Origin of the sequence: Hymenobacter sp. CRA2 (genome assembly GCF_002007105.1) — a bacterium.
Classification (GTDB): Bacteria; Bacteroidota; Bacteroidia; order Cytophagales; family Hymenobacteraceae; genus Solirubrum.
This window is the reverse complement of the sequence record NZ_MVBC01000006.1, coordinates 40,640-55,553: the sequence shown is the minus strand read 5'-3', so window position 1 is coordinate 55,553 and position 14,914 is coordinate 40,640. Positions and strand designations below refer to the sequence as shown.

Genomic DNA, 14,914 nt, shown 5'->3' with positions numbered 1-14,914 from the left:
GTGGTATCGGGGCCGTTGGCGTTGGGGCAACTCTTAAGCGGCAGCTTGCTGGCGGCAAGCTTCGGCACAGCGGCGGCAGGCCTCGGCGCACTCCTGGCAGTGCTGGTCCTGGTGTTGGGCGCACTCCTCGGCGCAGAGCCGGCAGATTTCGGCGCACTCGCGCATCAGGTGCGCGGCATGGGCCGAGCCGCGCGCCACCAGCCGGGCCGTCAGGGCACAGATATCAGCGCAGTCCCGGTCGAGGCTGATGCAGCGCACCATCATTTTCACGTCGTCTTCCTGCAGGCAGGACGAAATGCAATGTTCGCAGGCGGCGACGCAGGCGTTAAGTGCGGCCAGGAGCTGTTGGTTTTGCGGGTGCATGGCAAAGGGGTTTCGATTGGCACAATGTCCTGTCGGCTATTGGCTTACTTACCCCATTCTGTCCGAGCGGGTTGGCATACCCTTCACCCCCGGCGGGTGCAGAGCCCTCTGCTTCTGCGGTGGCCTAGCTTTTCTTTTCCAGGTCCATCTCGCACACCGGGCACTGGCCGGGCTTGGTGCTTTCGCTGCCCTTGCAGCCCATGGGGCACACGTAGGTGGTCGAGCCGGTGTTCGTCTGGTCACCGGTGCCGCCTTCGGTGCTGGGGCGGCTCACCTCGTCGGTGGGCTGCTCGATTTTGGCCGAATCGGCCGTGGCAGCCGTGGGCGCGGCGGGCGTAGCGGCGTCGCCGGTGGGCTTGCTGTTGCAGGCGGTAAAGAGGCTGGCCGTTACCAGCAGTGCGAAAAGCTTGTTCATCATGCGAAAGACAGCGCAGAACGCCGGTTAATTCCTGGAGCGCAAAGGTACAGCACAACGGCGGCGGCGCCACGCTTCAGGGCGTGGCAGGCCACTGCGCGCCAAATAAAAGCGCCGAAACGGCGGTTCCAGCGCTTTAAGGGTTCCTCTTACAAACGGCGGATTTACACGCCAAGCCATCGGGTCACCGGGATGGCGGAGCGGGCGGCGGGAGCCGGGTTGGCGAAGGAGTGTTTGCCTGCCGGCTCGCGCTAGTGGGTTGGCACTGCTTCGGGCACGCCAGGACCGGTAGGCCCTGCTCGACCAAGTAGGGCTCTTTCAAAACCGTAAACGGGCTACAACTTCCCCGCGTTGAGCTACAAAACCCGCTCGACAACGGCGGAATTTTGCCTTCGTACCTCATCACTTCTTATGAATAAAGTATGGCTGATTACCGGTGCCAACCGCGGCATCGGGGCTGAGATTGTTAAGGCTGCCCTCGCCGCCGGTGACTACGTGGTCGCCGCCAGCCGCCACCCGGAAACCGCCGCCGACACGTTCGGCCGCACTTCCCACCTGACCGCCCTGCGGTTGGACGTGACCAGCGAGGCCGATGTGCAACGCACCGTGCAGCAGGTAATCGATCAGCACGGCCGGCTCGACGTGGTAGTCAACAACGCCGGCTACCCCCTGCTCGGGGCCCTGGAAACCACGACGGACGCCGAGGTGCGCCGCCAGTTTGACACCAACGTGTTCGGGCTGCTCAACGTGACGCGGGCGGTGCTGCCCCACTTGCGGCGCCAGCGGGCCGGGCACATCCTCAATATCTCCTCCATGCAGGGCGTCATCGGCGCGCCGGCCTCGTCGAGTTACAGCGGGTCCAAGTTTGCCGTGGAAGGCCTGACCGAGTCGCTGCAGCAGGAGGTGCAGCCGCTGGGCATCCGGGTGACGCTGGTGGAGCCGGGCACCTTCCGCACGGAGCTGCTCAGCAACAAGTCGCTCCGCAAGGCGCCAGCGGTACTGCCCGACTACGCCCCCACCGTGGGCCAGACGCTGCATTACGTGGACCACCTCAGCGGGCAGCAGCCCGGGGACCCGCAGCGGCTGGCCGCCGCCATCGTTCGGCTCACCGACGAGGCGGAGCCGCCGCTGCGCTTTCTGGCCGGCTCGGATGCCGTGCAGGCGGTGACGCAGGCGCTGCGCCAGCGCCTGGCGGAAGCCGAACAGTGGCACGCCTTGTCCGTGTCGACCGATTTTCCAACCTAACTTTTGCCGCCCAGCTGGTCGGGCATCCTGCTCGCGCCAGGTACTGGCCGCCGGTCCGCGCGGGCCGGCGGCCCTTTTCTACTTCTTCGCATGAAGCCGCACCGCCCGCCGCTGCACCATCTGCGCTCCATTTCGGCCCTGCACCAGGCGCTGCAGGTACCCAAGCCCACGCACCCGCTCATCAGCGTGGTGGACTTGCGGGCCATGCAGGCCCGCACCGCACAGACCATTTCCTACAGCTTCTACACCATTGCGTTTAAGCAGCTGACTGGGGGGCAGCTGCGCTACGGCCAGCAGCACTACGACTTCGACGAGGGCGTGCTGATTTTTACCGCCCCGCACCAGACCGTGCGCCTGGAGGCGGACGTACCCGTCCTGGTGGAGGGCTGCCTGGTGGTCGTGCACCCGGATTTTCTCCAGGGGTATCCCCTGGCCCGCAAAATCACGGAGTACGGCTTTTTCGGCTACGCGGCCAACGAGGCCCTGCACCTCTCGGCCGCCGAGCAGCAGCAGGTGCTGGACATGATGCAGCGCCTCGCCCGGGAGGTGGCCGCGCCCATCACGGCCTTTACCCAGGACCTGCTGGTGGCGCACCTCGACCTGCTGCTGACCTATTGCAACCAGTTTTACCACCGGCAGTTCCTCACGCGCCGGGCGGCCAGCCACGATGTGGTGAGCCGCTTCGAGCAGCTGCTGGCCGAGTACGTGGCCGGCGACCAGCTCCCCCAGCATGGCCTACCTAGTATAGAGGAGCTAGCCGGGCGGCTGCACCTGTCGGCCAACTACCTCAGTGACCTGCTGCGCACCCATACGGGCCTCACGGCCCGGCAGCACGTGCAGCAGAAACTACTCGACCACGCCAAACAGTTGCTCACCACTACTGCCCTCTCGGTCGGGGAAGTGGCGTACCGCCTGGGCTTCGAGCACTCCCAGTCGTTCAGCAAGTTTTTTAAGCAGCACGCCGCCGTCTCGCCCCTCCAGTACCGGCTCTCCGTGCATTAACCCCGCTGCTTTTTTACCTTTTTTATTCCATAGGAAACAAGACCGTTGACTTAATTTTTGCCTTCAACGTGCAGCCGACTACTGTTAGCAATCCAGCCGCCATCATGACTGCATTGGACAAGCTTCGCTACCTGGACAGCCTCGGCGTGGCGAGCTGGAACGTGAGTGGGCTGCACCCTAACCGGCAGAAACACCTGGCGCTGCTGGCCCGCAGCCGATCGAACCGAGAGCTGTACGCCCTGCGGGCCTGGCTCTGGTTTGGCAGCGAAGGCATTATCCGCCGCAAGCAGCAGGAAGCCCAAACCGAAGCGGCCCGGTGCCTGACGCTGCTCACCAACTGCGTGCTGCTTTGAACCATGCTATATATGCAGGAGGTCCTCCAGCAGCTGCGGGCCGAAGGCTAGCCGGTTAGGAAGCGCACTTCGAATACTTATCTCCCAGCCGCTACGAGTGCATCAACCGGTTCAGTAAGTACTCTGCCAACCCGGCCCACCTCGACCTGCTGCACCGCCGCCATCCCGGTGACTCGATGGTTTAGCGTGTAAATCTGCCCGTTTGGAAGAAGAACCCCTTTAAGACTAAGCTGACGGCAGACCCGCTACGCTTTTTTCTTCCACTTGATGGTGCAGCCGATGGCCTTGGTAGAAGTCGTCTGCACGGCCTTGCCGCTCATCAGCTGGGCCAGCGCGTCGTCCACGTAGTGTTGGGTGGCGGCTTTGGCATCTTCGGTGTTGTTGTCGATGGCGCCGATGTAGGCCACCTTGAAATCAGCGCCGGTGCGCTGCAGCACGTACACGTGGGGCGTGCGGGTAGCGCCGTAGGCGTGGGCTACCTCCTGGCTTTCGTCGAGCAGGTACGGGAAGGCGTACCGTTTGGTCTTGGCCCGCTGCTGCATGGACGCGTAGGAGTCGCCGGGTGCCACCTGCGGGTCGTTGGGATTGATGGCCACTACCGGGTAGCCCTGGGCAGCGTATTTCTGGTGCAGGGCCATGATGCGGTCCTCGTAGGCCTGGGCGTATGGGCAGGTATTGCAGGTAAAGACCACGATGTAGCCTTTGGCGGTAGCGTTATCGGCCAACGACACCGTTTTACCGTCCACGTTCTTCAGCTTGAAGTCCGCGACTTTGTCGCCCACCTGGTAGCCGCCTTCGGCCACCGGCCGAAACGCGCTGCTGAGGGTGAGCACCGTCCCGAGCAGGGCAATCAGGGCAAGCATTGACTTTTTCATGCTGGCAAGGAAAAGGGTGAAACAGAAAAACTACGGTACCCGCACGGCCTGCACGGCCGCTTCCAGCTCCGCCGCCGACAGCGCCTGCTCGAAGCTGCGTCGTCGCTGGCGGGCGTTGTTGTACACCACGGTAAAGGGCAGCGCGCCCGTCCATTTTGGGTCAATAGCCTCAATGTAAGCGTTCTGGTCGGTTTCGCTAAGCAGCCACACCGCCGACTTCAGTCCTTGGCGCTGCACGAAGGGCCGAACTTTGGCGTCGAGCTTGGAGGGAAAATCCAGGCTGACCAGCACCACCCGCACGTTTTGCCGGGCGTAGCGGGTGCGCAGCTGCTCGAAGTTCGGCAGCTCCTCGATGCAGGGCTTGCACCACGTCGCCCAGAAATTGACCACGTACGTCGTGTCGCCGGAGCGGCGCAGCAGCTCCTGCAGGGCGGGCAGCTTCACTACGCGCACCTGCTGGGCCCGCGCCGCCGGCCCCGCGAGCAGCAGTAGCCCAAACAAGGGCAAAAAGGCCAGGAACCGAAGTTGCATGTGCTTCATAACCGAGTAAGATGGTTGGTATAGGGCCTTGGTCTACGGACAAGGCCGATAACAGATGGCTGCATGCGCGCCCACTCGCCACGCCCGGGCAATGATAAGCTCAGAAACCACAACGGCGCCCCTGCCGGGGCGCCGTTGCTCAGTGAAGTTCTCGGGCTGCTTAACCGCGTTCGGCCAGCTGCTGGCGCAGCTGCTGCACCTCATGCTCCAGCTCCAGCGTGCGGAACATGACCTTGGCTTCCAGATCCGAATAGGCGCGTTCGAGCTGCTCCTGCAGCTGCTTCTGCTCGCCGATGTCGGTGCAGGTGCCAAACCACTGCACAATCTGCCCTTGCTCGTCGCGGATGGGCTTGGCCAGGCCCAAAAACCAGCGGTAGCCCCCGTCCTTGCTCTTGAAGCGGTACTCGATTTCGTAGTCGGCGCCGGTGGCCAGCGAGTGGCTCCAGATCTGCCGGGCCCGCGCCTGGTCGTCGGGGTGCAGTAGGTTGTTCCACATTTCGGTGCCCTGGCTTTGGGCCACGGTGTAGCCCGTGTAATCAATCCAGCGCTGGTTGAAGAAGGTATGGAAGCCCTCCGGATCGGTCAGCCACACCATCTGCGGAATCAGCTCCACCACGGAGCGGTACTCCGCGTCGAGGCGCTTGGCGTCGCTCACATCGGTGATGGTACCCACGAAGCGCAGCGCCTGGGTGCGCGCGGCATCAAAGGAAGCCCGGCCGGTGGCGCGCACCCAGCGCACCTGCCCCTCGGGCGTCACCGTGCGGTACTCGATGTCGTAGCTGCCGGAGCCGCGCGGGTCCAGCGCCTGTTGCACCACGGCGTCGGTGCGGGCGCGGTCGTCGGGGTGCAGCCCGGCCAGAAAGCGTGGGTAGTCCACATCGGCCGTAACCGGCAGGCCAAACAGTTCCTTGCAGCGGGCCGACCATTGTAGTTCGCCGCTGAGCGGGTTAAGATCCCACGTACCGACGCCCGCCGCCTCGATGGCGGCCTGCAGGCGTTCGTAGCTCGTGGTGCTGGGTTCTTCGGGCATCAACATGGAAGTGGCAAAAAAAGGCACTGCTCAGGGCTGGGTGAGCAGTACCTCCATTCCTGACAGGAAATACAGGTTTAGTTGGCTGGTTTGCCCATCGGCCGAGCGCCGCAGGCGGGTAATCAGGGCGCGGGTACGCTCGTCTTCCAGCTGGATGTCGAGGTACGGACGCTGCAACAACGCGTCGCGCTGCACCGACCACTGCCCGTTCTGCACCTGTTGCGCGGCCTGCACCTGCAACTGCCCTGGCTCCAGCCGCAGGCACGTAGCCTGTGCCAGGCTACTATCGGGGTCGGTGCGGTTGAGCACCCGGTTGGTCACCCGCCAGTCGCCCGTCAGAAACTCGTCTGGCAACTGTTGCAGATTCACGTCAAAAAGCAATTCAGACATGCGCGAGCAATGACGGCGGAAATATTAAGTCGGCAAAGATACCATCTAGTACCAGCACAAGTTCCATTTATGGCCGATTCGCTACGTGTATATACTTACTATTAGCAAGAACAAACACGCAGAATCCATGTACTCTGCCACTTGCTGGTGCATTCGTTGGCGCAAGTATAGCTACTAGCGCACAGCTACCCTCGTATGCCGACCTTTGGGGCCTTACTGCGCCCCCTCCTACCATGCCTGTTGCTTTTACCCGTTTCCGCGCCTGCGGCCTGGCTGCCCTGCTGCTCAGCGCCTGCACCGACCAGGAATCACCCCAACCCGCTCCGGCCGTCAACGAGCACCTCGTGCTCGGTAACCCGAGCGGGGCGACAACCGACGCCGCCAAGCCCACCAACTACCTGCTGGAAAAGCCCCAGTACGCGCTGTCGTACCACCGCGACCGGGGCCTGCCCAACTGGGTGGCGTGGCACCTGAGCCCCGACTGGCTCGGCAATGCGGCCCGGCAAGACGACTTTCGCCCCGACGCTGCGCTGCCTGCCGGCTGGTACCAAGTGCAGGCCAGCAGCTACGTGGGCTCGGGCTTCGACCGCGGCCACCACTGCCCTTCCGCCGACCGCACCCGCTCCGCGGCCGATAACTCGGCCACCTTTCTGATGACCAACATGGGCCCGCAGGCGCCCAACCACAACCAGCGCACCTGGGCCCGGCTGGAGGACTACTGCCGCAGCCTCGTCGAAGACGGGCAGGAGCTTTACATCGTGTGCGGCTCGTACGGCCGGGGCGGCACCGGCTCCAACGGCTACGCCCTGACCCTCGACCGCGGCCGCGTAACCGTGCCCGCGCACTACTGGAAGGTAATAGTGGCCCTGCCCGTGGGCGAGCAGGACGCCCAGCGCGTGGGCCGCGAAGCGCGCATCATTGCCGTGGACGTGCCCAACGACAACGACGTGAGCAGCAACTGGGCCTCGTACCGCACCAGCGTCGACGCCATCGAGCAAGCCACTGGCTACGACCTGCTTTCGGCCGTGCCGCAGGCAACGCAGGCCACCGTGGAAGCCCGCGTCGACAACGGGCCTACCCAGTAAATAACGGAGCTGCTTTCCTAAACAATAGCGCCGCGGCACTGAACCAATCTTTCCCGTCGCGACTTATCTTGCCATCATGAGTAAAGAAGTAGCCAACCTGAGTTTAGCCGACGCCACCCGCCACGAGCCCGTACTGCACTATGCGTACTGCGTGGATGCCGGCAACCGCCCGGCCAACCACGCCGGCGACTGGCCCGAAGAAGGCAAAATTTACCCCGTGCGGATGGTGCAGAGCCGCCTGGAAGGCATGCCGCTGATCCACGTGCTGGGTTTTGAGGCCGAAGCCCCCTACTACAACGCTTTTGCGCCGCACCGTTTCGAAATAGCCGCGGAGGTGTGGCTGAACTAGCCGCCTGCGCCCAAACCATAACCAACTGCGGCCCCGCTTCACGCTCAGGTGAAGCGGGGCCGCTTATTTACGCCGGTGCAGGCTCCATGCTTTTAGGAGCGTTCGAAGCGGTACTTCAGCCAAATTACGTCGTTGTCGAGCTGCTCTACCTTCGTGAGGTATAGCCGCGTAGCCGGGCCTTTGGGCAGGTACTCGCTTACTTCGAAAGTAGTCGGCGACTTGGGTGTGCCGTCGGCCAGGGGTAGCACGAGCAGGCTCAGCTCGTCGATGAGCCCGGCGTTGAGTAAGGAGCCATTCAGGTGGCCGCCGCCTTCCAGCATCAGCGTCTGGATGGGGAACAACGCGGCCAGCTGCTCGAGCACCGAGGTGAAATCGACCTCGCTCTGGCCCGCGAACAGGTAGGAAATGCGCTTGCGCTGCAGGTAATGCAGGTACTCGTCGCTGACCTGTTCCGTCAGCACCTCGATGATATGGTCGCCGTGCGTCTGGTTGCTGTCCCAGCCCAGCTTGCCGTGGGCATCCACGGCCACGGCGAAGGAAGTAGCATTCGGGTCGCCGATGAACGGCTCGCGGGGTATCGGGTGCGGGGCCGGCTGCAGCTCGGGCTGCACACCGCCGGAAAAGTCGCGCTCCATAGTGATGCGCCCGCACATCCAAGCCTGGCTGGTGAATGTGACGTGGTACTTCTCAAAATACCCGGCGAAGGTGTTGGTCAGCTCCTCGTCCTTCCAGTTGGCGGAGAGAATTTTGCCGTCCACCGAGGACATCATGTGGCAGATAACGTGGGGTCGTGTCATAGGGCGCTTATACGGCCCTGGCGGCCGCGCGGCGGAAGGCCAGCGGCATCAGCAGCCCGGGGTGTTCACGGAAGCGTAGGTGGCAACGACAGTGCTGGTCAGCTCCGGCAAGAAGCGGCGCCGCTGGGGCAGCTAGGGCGCGTCGGCGGCTTGTGGCAGCTTCTCGCGCAGCTTCAGCTCCTCCAGATCCGTTAAGGACAGGTACTTCCGAATCAGCTCTTCGTCGTAGTCCGGCTGCTGGTTCAGGGCGTGGAGCAACTGCCGCTGGCCAGCCAGCAGCTCCACATACAGGCGCTGAAAGCGGGTCAGCTCGTTTTCCGCTGGGGCCGAGTCGGCGGCGTGCTCCTGCCCGTAAATGGTCATATCGAGCTGCAAGCGGGCCCGCAGGTTGTGCAGGTAGTCGTTGGCGGCGCCGTCGGGCCCGAAGCGTTCCTCCACGAACTGTAGCGCCTGCCGGGTCAGCTGCTGCTGAATCACGCGCTCCTGCTCCGGCTCCGACAAAGTCGCGTTGTGGTCCTGCGGTTGCAGCTTGCGAATCAGCCAGGGCAGCGTCAGGCCCTGAAAAACCAGCGTGACAAGGATGACCACGAAGGTGACGAACAGAATCAGGTTGCGGTACGGAAACGGCTGCCCGGCCGGCGTGAGCAGCGGCACCGATAGCGCCGCGGCCAGGGACACCACCCCGCGCATGCCCGCCCACCCCACAATCAGCGGCGCTTTCCAGCCGGGGTTCGGGTCGGCTACGGTGATGAAGTGACTGGCCAGCCGGGTAAATTGCGCCGTACCCAGCGCAAACAGCAGGCGCGTCACGATAAGGGCCAGCGAAATCAGCAGGCCGTAGCCAATGGCGCTGCTCAGGCTGATGCTGCCGAGCTGCGCGGTAATGATGGGCAGCTGCAGGCCGATGAGCAGGAACACCAACCCGTTCAGCACGAAGCTGAGCACTGCCCACACATTGAAGGCCTGCAGCCGGCTCTGCGAGGACAGCAGCGTGTCGCGCCGACTGGAGAGCAACAAGCCGCCGCTGACCACCGCCAGCACGCCGGAGTAGTGAAAGTGCTCGGCCGCGAAGTACATACAGTAAGGCGTCACCAGCGTCAGCACAATCTCGATGCTGGGCGTGGTGGGCAGCCAGCGGTGAATGGCGTAGAACACCAGCCCGACGAGCAGGCCAATGAGCGTGCCGAGCACGATAACCAGGAAAAAGCTCGTGGTGGCCTCGCCGAGGTGAAACTGCCCGGTAAGCACAGCCGCCAGCGCAAACCGCAGCACAATCAGCGACGACGCGTCGTTGAGCAGGCTCTCCCCTTCTATCACGCTGACCAGCACCTTGGGCACCTTCACCTGCCGCATGATGGTAGTAGCGGAAATGGCATCGGGCGGCGAAATGATACCGCCCAGCAGAAAGCCCAAGGCCAGGGTGAAGCCCGGAATCAGCGCTTGCGACACCACCGCTACGACGCAGGAGGTCAGGATGACGATGGGAAACGCGAAGCCGGTAATAATCCGCCGCCAGCGCCAGAACTCCTTCCACGAGGTTTGCCAAGCCGCTTCGTAGAGCAGCGGCGGCAGAAAAAGGTAGAAGACGAGGTCGGGGTCGATAGCAATGTTGGCAAACCCGGCCGTGAAGCTCAGCCCCAACCCGCCCAGCACCAGCACAATGGGGTAGGCCACGCGCAGCCTGCGGGCCAGCATAACCAGCGCCAGAATGATCAGGACCAAACAGACGAGTTCGAACAACTGGCTTTGCATAGCAGGCGGCTTAGAAAAAGGAAATACCGAAAGCCCGCGTAGGGCCTTCCGGGTGCAGGCTTGCTGTCAAAAGTGCTGATTAACTTCCTTGATTGAAAGCCGTGCTCCGACCGCGCGCCCAGCCGCCACAGTACGGTTTGCTGACGAAAAAGTGGCCCTTGGTGTCGGGCATTTTGATGGCGTCCCTTTTCCCCGGCCTTAGCTCAAAGTCGAAAATGCCCAGGCTCCTGGCTAGGCCTTCCGGCCTCACCAACCCAGGAACAGCTCCATGGCTGGCACTCTGAGCGGCCAAAATGAAAAAGCGCTGCCACCGGCCATTGGACCGGAGCAGCGCTTTTGCGTTCAACCTGTTACGAACCCAACAGGTACTTAAGTGGCTTATTTGCCGCCGGGGAAGGCAAAGCCCAGTTGAAATTGAAATACCGAGTTGCGAATGTTATTCCCTCCGGGGAGAGTGGCGTCTCCGTCATAGAGCCTGGTGATGCCGCCGTTGTAGCGGATGCCGACATTGGGGCCGCTCTCCAGCTGGTAGCCAACGCCCACGATGTAGCCGAACTGGAGCTTGTTGAGTTGGCCCCGACCGGTGATGTCCGGAATGGCTGAATCATCGAATTTCGTCTTACGCGCAAATAAGTACCCCACTTGCGGACCGACTTCAAACACAAGGCCGGCGGCGTTTATACGGGCCAGGAGCGGCAGATCGATGTTGTGAAAAGTTGTTTTGGAGACGTCCTCAATCTGGTAGCCGCGCTGAGAGTAGAGCAACTCGGGGTGCAGTTCGAACAGCCCGCCTACGCCCAGGGTCGTCGTGGTCGTGATGCCGGCCTGAAAACCAAAGCGGTTTTGCACATCGCCTTGGAAGTCTTTGTCGTCGCCGGCCAGCGTAGCAGCCACCACGCCCACTTTGAGGCCGAAACGGGTGCCGCCACCGTTGGTGGATTGGGCCTGTGCTGCGGCGGTAGCGCCGGTAAGCAGGGCCAGGAACAGAAGAATTTTGTTCATAGCTAGCAAGTGAGGATGGTAAAGAGGTCCGTTTCCGCACAGGAGAGAATAGCTCGAAAGCCACTGCATCCAGGGTGCGTAAGTAAAGACGGCATACACGTAATTTTGTTTAGATAAAATATTGATTATCAATATACAAGCTCATCATTTAAAATTATCGACGTTGGCGAGTACTGCCCTGAAGAGGCTGTTTCAGCTACCAATAGCCCAAACGGCCGCCTAAAGGATTGCTTTTCTTGTTCTGGCCTGATAGTAGTGTGCAAGTAGCGTTGTGCAGGTTATTGGCTGTGCCCACTTGCGGCCGACTTCCTGTTGCCTTGCTTCTTATTGGCTGACTCTATCCCAAAGCGTCCCTGAAAACAAAAGCCCCGTTTCCAAGATGGAAACGGGGCTTTTTCGCAGAGGAGGAGGGATTCGAACCCCCGGACCTTTTACAGTCAACGGTTTTCAAGACCGCCGCAATCGACCACTCTGCCACTCCTCTGTGGCGGGTATTCACAAAAAAAGGCTTTTTCGGGATACCGGAAAAGCCTTTTTGCAGAGAGGGGGGGATTCGAACCCCCGATACCCTTGCAGGTATAACGGATTTCGAATCCGTCGCATTCGACCACTCTGCCACCTCTCTGTAGCCCAAATCGAGTGGTTTGGGATGGCAAAAGTAGTAGGCAGATACAGGTAGCGCAAGTAGCCAGCACAAAAAAATCCGCCGCCGCGGCCTGTTGCCGCTGCACCAGCTTGGCAATCAGCGCCAAAAAATTACGCCGCTCCGTGGTCTTCTTCCCGATGGCGGACTTTGCCGCGGCCGGTTACGGCGTCCACGCTCACGTTGACTTCGAATCCCAGGATCAGCGTCATGCACACGAAATCCAGCCAGACCATGAAGCCCACGAGCGTACCGATGGAGCCGTAGAAGTGGTTGTAGCTGTCGAAGATCTTGACGTAGAGCACGAATAGAAACGACACCAGCAGAATCAGGATGGTGGCTACCACGGCCCCAGCCGATAGAAACGGCCACCGGTCCTGCACGGCCGGCACGTAGTAGTAAATCATGCACGTCACGAATAGGAAGAGCCCGAGCACCGAGCCGTAGCGCAGCACGGTAATCAGCAGCTCGGTGAGCCGCTCGGGCACTATCTCGTAGTACACCAGCCCGTCGATGATGTAGGTACCGAAGAAGATGCCGGCCAGGGATACCAGCAGCGCCAGCGACAACACCACCGTCAGCACCGTGGCAATGACGCGCTTGCGTAGGTAAGAGCGCCGCTTGAAGATGCTGTGCTTCTTGTCGAAGGCATCGAGCAGGGCCATGATGCCGTTAGAGCTGAGCACCAGCGCGGCGGCAAAACCGAAGGACAACAACCCGCCGTGCGGGATTTTGACGATGTCCTCGATGGTTTCGCGGGTGGCGGCGTACATCTCGCGGGGCATGATGTCGCCCAGAAACTGCAGGATGTCGATGTCCATGCCCGGCACCGTCTTGGAGAGGTACGGGATGAGCGTGAACAGGAAAATGATGGTGGGAAACACGGCCACCGTGAAGTTGAAGGCCATGTAGGAGCTGCGCTTGGTCAGGGAGTCGAAGCGCAGCTCGTAGAGCATCCGGTCGACCACGTCGTACAGCGAAGCGCCGCCGCGCAGCCGAAAGCCCCCCAGCCACTGGATGAAGCGGCGGTACGTACGGCGGCGCCGAATTACCAGGGCCTTGCGGTAACGGTCGGGTAGGTTCATGAGCGAGTTGTCAGTTGCGGGTTGTCAGGCGGCAGGCCCGTTGGCTTCCGGGCACATAACACCAGCCTGACACCTGAAAACTCAATTGCTGTCAACTAAAATACGGCCGGATGCCGTCGAGCACGTGCTGGGGCATGGCCGTGGGCCGGCCCGTGCTGCCGTTGACGAACACCATCAGCGTGGAGCCTTCGGTGAGCAGCTCGTCGGCCTCGTTGTAGATTTCATACTCGAAGAGCACGCGGGAGCCCTGCGGCATCTCGCGCAGCAGCATGCGCACGCGCAGCAGGTCGTCGTAGCGGGCGGGGCGCTTGTACTTGATGCGCAGCTCCCCTACCGGCATTCCCACGCCTTCGGCCTCCATTTCCTTGTAGCTGATGCCCAGCTGGCGGAAGGCTTCGGTGCGGGCTACTTCAAAGTACGCGGCAAAGTTGCCGTGGTACACGTAGCCCATCTGGTCGGTTTCGGCGTAGCGGACGCGGATGTGAACGTCGGAAGAGTACATGGCAGAGAGTTTACGCAGGCTTGCTACAAGCCGGCATTACCAGCAGATGTAGCTACCAAAGACGAATAAGCTGAAAGCGTAGAGCAGCAAGGTAAGGACAGTCAGCAGGCCAAGGGCTGCGGCCCGCCATCCGCTGGCGTATACTATGGACGTCACACTGAGGCCCAACCAGATACCAACTACCCAAGGTGAAAGCGAAACCGTCACGCACAAGCTGTGCTTGACAGATTGAATCCATTCGGGCGCGTCGGTTGGCAGGTTACCAAACCCGTCGCCGTGATAATAAGCCTGCTGGTAGCAGGTATAAGCCCCGAATAAGACGCTCAGCAAGTTCACGACCAGCACCATCGGGCGGTGCATCCGGCGTAGCTGTGCAGTACTAAGCTCGAGTTGCATGAAGTGTTATTACTTCATAATCCCGCTGCGGTTCAGCGCGGCCTGGTAGCGGCGGGCGTTCAGGATATGCTCCCGCTCGGTGGCGGCGAAGGCATGGTAACCGCTGAAGTCCTCGCGGGCGCAGAAGTAGTAGTAGTTGTGCTGCTCGGGGTTGAGCACCGCGTCGATGCTGGTGATGCTGGGCAGGTTGATGGGGCCAGGTGGCAAGCCGGCGTACTTGTAGGTGTTGTAGGGCGAATCCTTCTGCAGGTGCACGTTGAGCACGCGGCGGATGCCAAAGTCACCGTTGGCGTACACCACCGTGGGGTCGGCCTGCAGCTTCTGGCCGCGCTTGAGACGGTTCAGGTACACGCCGGCCACGCGGGGCCGCTCGTCGGGGTGCTGCTGCTGCTCGGCCTCCACGATGCTGGCCAGGGTGCTTACTTCGGCGCGACTCAGCCCCAGGGCCTTAGCCTTGGCGTCGCGAGCGGGTGTCCAAAACCGCTCGTACTCCTCTTTCAGACGGTTCATCACCTTTTTCGGCGGCGTGGTGTAGTACAGCTCGTAGGTGTTCGGGATGAACATGGTGAGCAGGGCCGTCGTGTCCTTGAAGCCCAGGGACTGGGCGTAGCTGTTGCTGCTCAGCAGCGAGTCAAACTCCTGCGGGCGGGCAGCAAAGCTCTGGCTGAGCTTCTGGCCCAAGTCGCGGCGCAGGCGAATGTTCTGGAAGGTTAGCTTCAGGGGCGCCTGAATGCCGCGGCGCAGGTCGTTGATCAGCTGGCGGTTGGTGTAGCCGTCCTTGAGTTCGTAGCGGCCGGGCTTCACCAGCTGGTCGTACTTCATGAGCCGCGCCACGAAGTGCAGCGAGAGTTTGTCGATGATGACGCCGCTGCCGTCAATGCTGTCGAGCACGGCCTTGGAACTCTGGCCCGGGCGCACTACCACGTAGGTCGGGTGGCCCTTGGTTTCCACGTTGGGCGTGAAGAAAATCTGGTAAGCGTAGTACGAAAACGTAATCAGGAGAATACCGAAAATGCCCAGGGGGTAGGCAAAGCGGTTGCGGCGGCGGGTGGCGCGGGCGCGGTACTCGGCGGGAGTTGGCATTGGAGGA

At 61.9% G+C, this 14,914-nt stretch carries 18 protein-coding genes and 2 tRNA genes; 5 read left to right on the top strand and 15 right to left on the bottom strand.

The genetic code is table 11. The features are described 5' to 3' along the window. Window positions 1-33: 33 nt before the first annotated feature. Window positions 34-363 carry a four-helix bundle copper-binding protein gene (locus tag B0919_RS11100; RefSeq protein WP_078012327.1) on the bottom strand — a complete coding sequence of 110 codons (330 nt, stop codon included), beginning with the start codon at window positions 361-363 and terminating at the stop codon, window positions 34-36. Window positions 364-487: 124 nt separating this feature from the next. Beyond that, window positions 488-781 carry a heavy metal-binding domain-containing protein gene (locus B0919_RS11095; protein ID WP_078012326.1) on the bottom strand — a complete coding sequence of 98 codons (294 nt, stop codon included), beginning with the start codon at window positions 779-781 and terminating at the stop codon, window positions 488-490. 408 nt (window positions 782-1,189) lie between these two features. Here B0919_RS11095 and B0919_RS11090 point away from each other — a divergent pair, with 408 nt between their 5' ends. The 3 genes from B0919_RS11090 to B0919_RS11080 all read left to right on the top strand — a co-directional run bounded on the left by B0919_RS11090 (window position 1,190) and on the right by B0919_RS11080 (window position 3,378). Next, entirely contained in the window at window positions 1,190-2,023 is an 834-nt protein-coding gene (locus B0919_RS11090; protein WP_078012325.1) for an oxidoreductase, read from the top strand. A 90-nt stretch (window positions 2,024-2,113) separates the two neighbouring features. After that, window positions 2,114-3,025 (top strand): helix-turn-helix transcriptional regulator, encoded by a 912-nt coding sequence (locus B0919_RS11085; protein ID WP_078012324.1) that lies wholly within the window; start codon window positions 2,114-2,116, stop codon window positions 3,023-3,025. 104 nt (window positions 3,026-3,129) lie between these two features. Beyond that, window positions 3,130-3,378 carry a Tn3 family transposase gene (locus B0919_RS11080; protein ID WP_139362063.1) on the top strand — a complete coding sequence of 83 codons (249 nt, stop codon included), beginning with the start codon at window positions 3,130-3,132 and terminating at the stop codon, window positions 3,376-3,378. A 245-nt stretch (window positions 3,379-3,623) separates the two neighbouring features. On the opposite strand, the gene B0919_RS11075 is transcribed toward B0919_RS11080, so the two are convergent. The 4 genes from B0919_RS11075 to B0919_RS11060 all read right to left on the bottom strand — a co-directional run bounded on the left by B0919_RS11075 (window position 3,624) and on the right by B0919_RS11060 (window position 6,213). Further along, window positions 3,624-4,253: a thioredoxin family protein gene (locus B0919_RS11075; protein WP_078012322.1), complete on the bottom strand. Its 630-nt coding sequence runs from the start codon at window positions 4,251-4,253 to the stop codon at window positions 3,624-3,626. Window positions 4,254-4,283: 30 nt separating this feature from the next. Next, complete coding sequence (locus B0919_RS11070; protein ID WP_078012321.1) at window positions 4,284-4,793, bottom strand: TlpA disulfide reductase family protein; 510 nt, start codon at window positions 4,791-4,793, stop codon at window positions 4,284-4,286. 160 nt (window positions 4,794-4,953) lie between these two features. Then, on the bottom strand, window positions 4,954-5,829 hold the full coding sequence (locus tag B0919_RS11065) for a PAS domain-containing protein (protein ID WP_078012320.1): 876 nt from the start codon (window positions 5,827-5,829) through the stop codon (window positions 4,954-4,956). Between the two features lie 24 nt (window positions 5,830-5,853). Continuing rightward, window positions 5,854-6,213 carry a hypothetical protein gene (locus B0919_RS11060; protein ID WP_078012319.1) on the bottom strand — a complete coding sequence of 120 codons (360 nt, stop codon included), beginning with the start codon at window positions 6,211-6,213 and terminating at the stop codon, window positions 5,854-5,856. A 233-nt stretch (window positions 6,214-6,446) separates the two neighbouring features. Here B0919_RS11060 and B0919_RS11055 point away from each other — a divergent pair, with 233 nt between their 5' ends. Both B0919_RS11055 and B0919_RS11050 read left to right on the top strand, forming a co-directional pair. After that, entirely contained in the window at window positions 6,447-7,298 is an 852-nt protein-coding gene (locus tag B0919_RS11055; protein ID WP_078012318.1) for a DNA/RNA non-specific endonuclease, read from the top strand. 76 nt (window positions 7,299-7,374) lie between these two features. After that, the gene (locus tag B0919_RS11050; protein ID WP_078012317.1) at window positions 7,375-7,647 is read left to right on the top strand and encodes a hypothetical protein; all 273 of its coding nucleotides are present in this window, start codon (window positions 7,375-7,377) and stop codon (window positions 7,645-7,647) included. Window positions 7,648-7,739: 92 nt separating this feature from the next. Here B0919_RS11050 and B0919_RS11045 read toward each other — a convergent pair whose 3' ends face one another. The 9 genes from B0919_RS11045 to mltG form a co-directional block, all read right to left on the bottom strand. Further along, entirely contained in the window at window positions 7,740-8,444 is a 705-nt protein-coding gene (locus B0919_RS11045; RefSeq protein ID WP_078012316.1) for a RibD family protein, read from the bottom strand. Window positions 8,445-8,576: 132 nt separating this feature from the next. Further along, on the bottom strand, window positions 8,577-10,196 hold the full coding sequence (locus B0919_RS11040; protein WP_078012315.1) for a Na+/H+ antiporter: 1,620 nt from the start codon (window positions 10,194-10,196) through the stop codon (window positions 8,577-8,579). Between the two features lie 378 nt (window positions 10,197-10,574). Beyond that, on the bottom strand, window positions 10,575-11,198 hold the full coding sequence (locus B0919_RS11035) for a porin family protein (RefSeq protein ID WP_176133001.1): 624 nt from the start codon (window positions 11,196-11,198) through the stop codon (window positions 10,575-10,577). Between the two features lie 399 nt (window positions 11,199-11,597). After that, a tRNA-Ser gene (locus B0919_RS11030) sits at window positions 11,598-11,682 on the bottom strand. A 54-nt stretch (window positions 11,683-11,736) separates the two neighbouring features. After that, window positions 11,737-11,823, bottom strand: a tRNA-Ser gene (locus B0919_RS11025). A gap of 131 nt (window positions 11,824-11,954) precedes the next feature. After that, window positions 11,955-12,926 (bottom strand): YihY/virulence factor BrkB family protein, encoded by a 972-nt coding sequence (locus B0919_RS11020; RefSeq protein WP_078012313.1) that lies wholly within the window; start codon window positions 12,924-12,926, stop codon window positions 11,955-11,957. Window positions 12,927-13,017: 91 nt separating this feature from the next. After that, window positions 13,018-13,428 carry an acyl-CoA thioesterase gene (locus tag B0919_RS11015; protein WP_078012312.1) on the bottom strand — a complete coding sequence of 137 codons (411 nt, stop codon included), beginning with the start codon at window positions 13,426-13,428 and terminating at the stop codon, window positions 13,018-13,020. 36 nt (window positions 13,429-13,464) lie between these two features. Beyond that, entirely contained in the window at window positions 13,465-13,824 is a 360-nt protein-coding gene (locus tag B0919_RS11010) for a hypothetical protein (protein WP_139362062.1), read from the bottom strand. 9 nt (window positions 13,825-13,833) lie between these two features. Beyond that, window positions 13,834-14,907 (bottom strand): endolytic transglycosylase MltG, encoded by a 1,074-nt coding sequence (gene mltG, locus B0919_RS11005; protein WP_078012310.1) that lies wholly within the window; start codon window positions 14,905-14,907, stop codon window positions 13,834-13,836. Window positions 14,908-14,914: the final 7 nt, after the last annotated feature.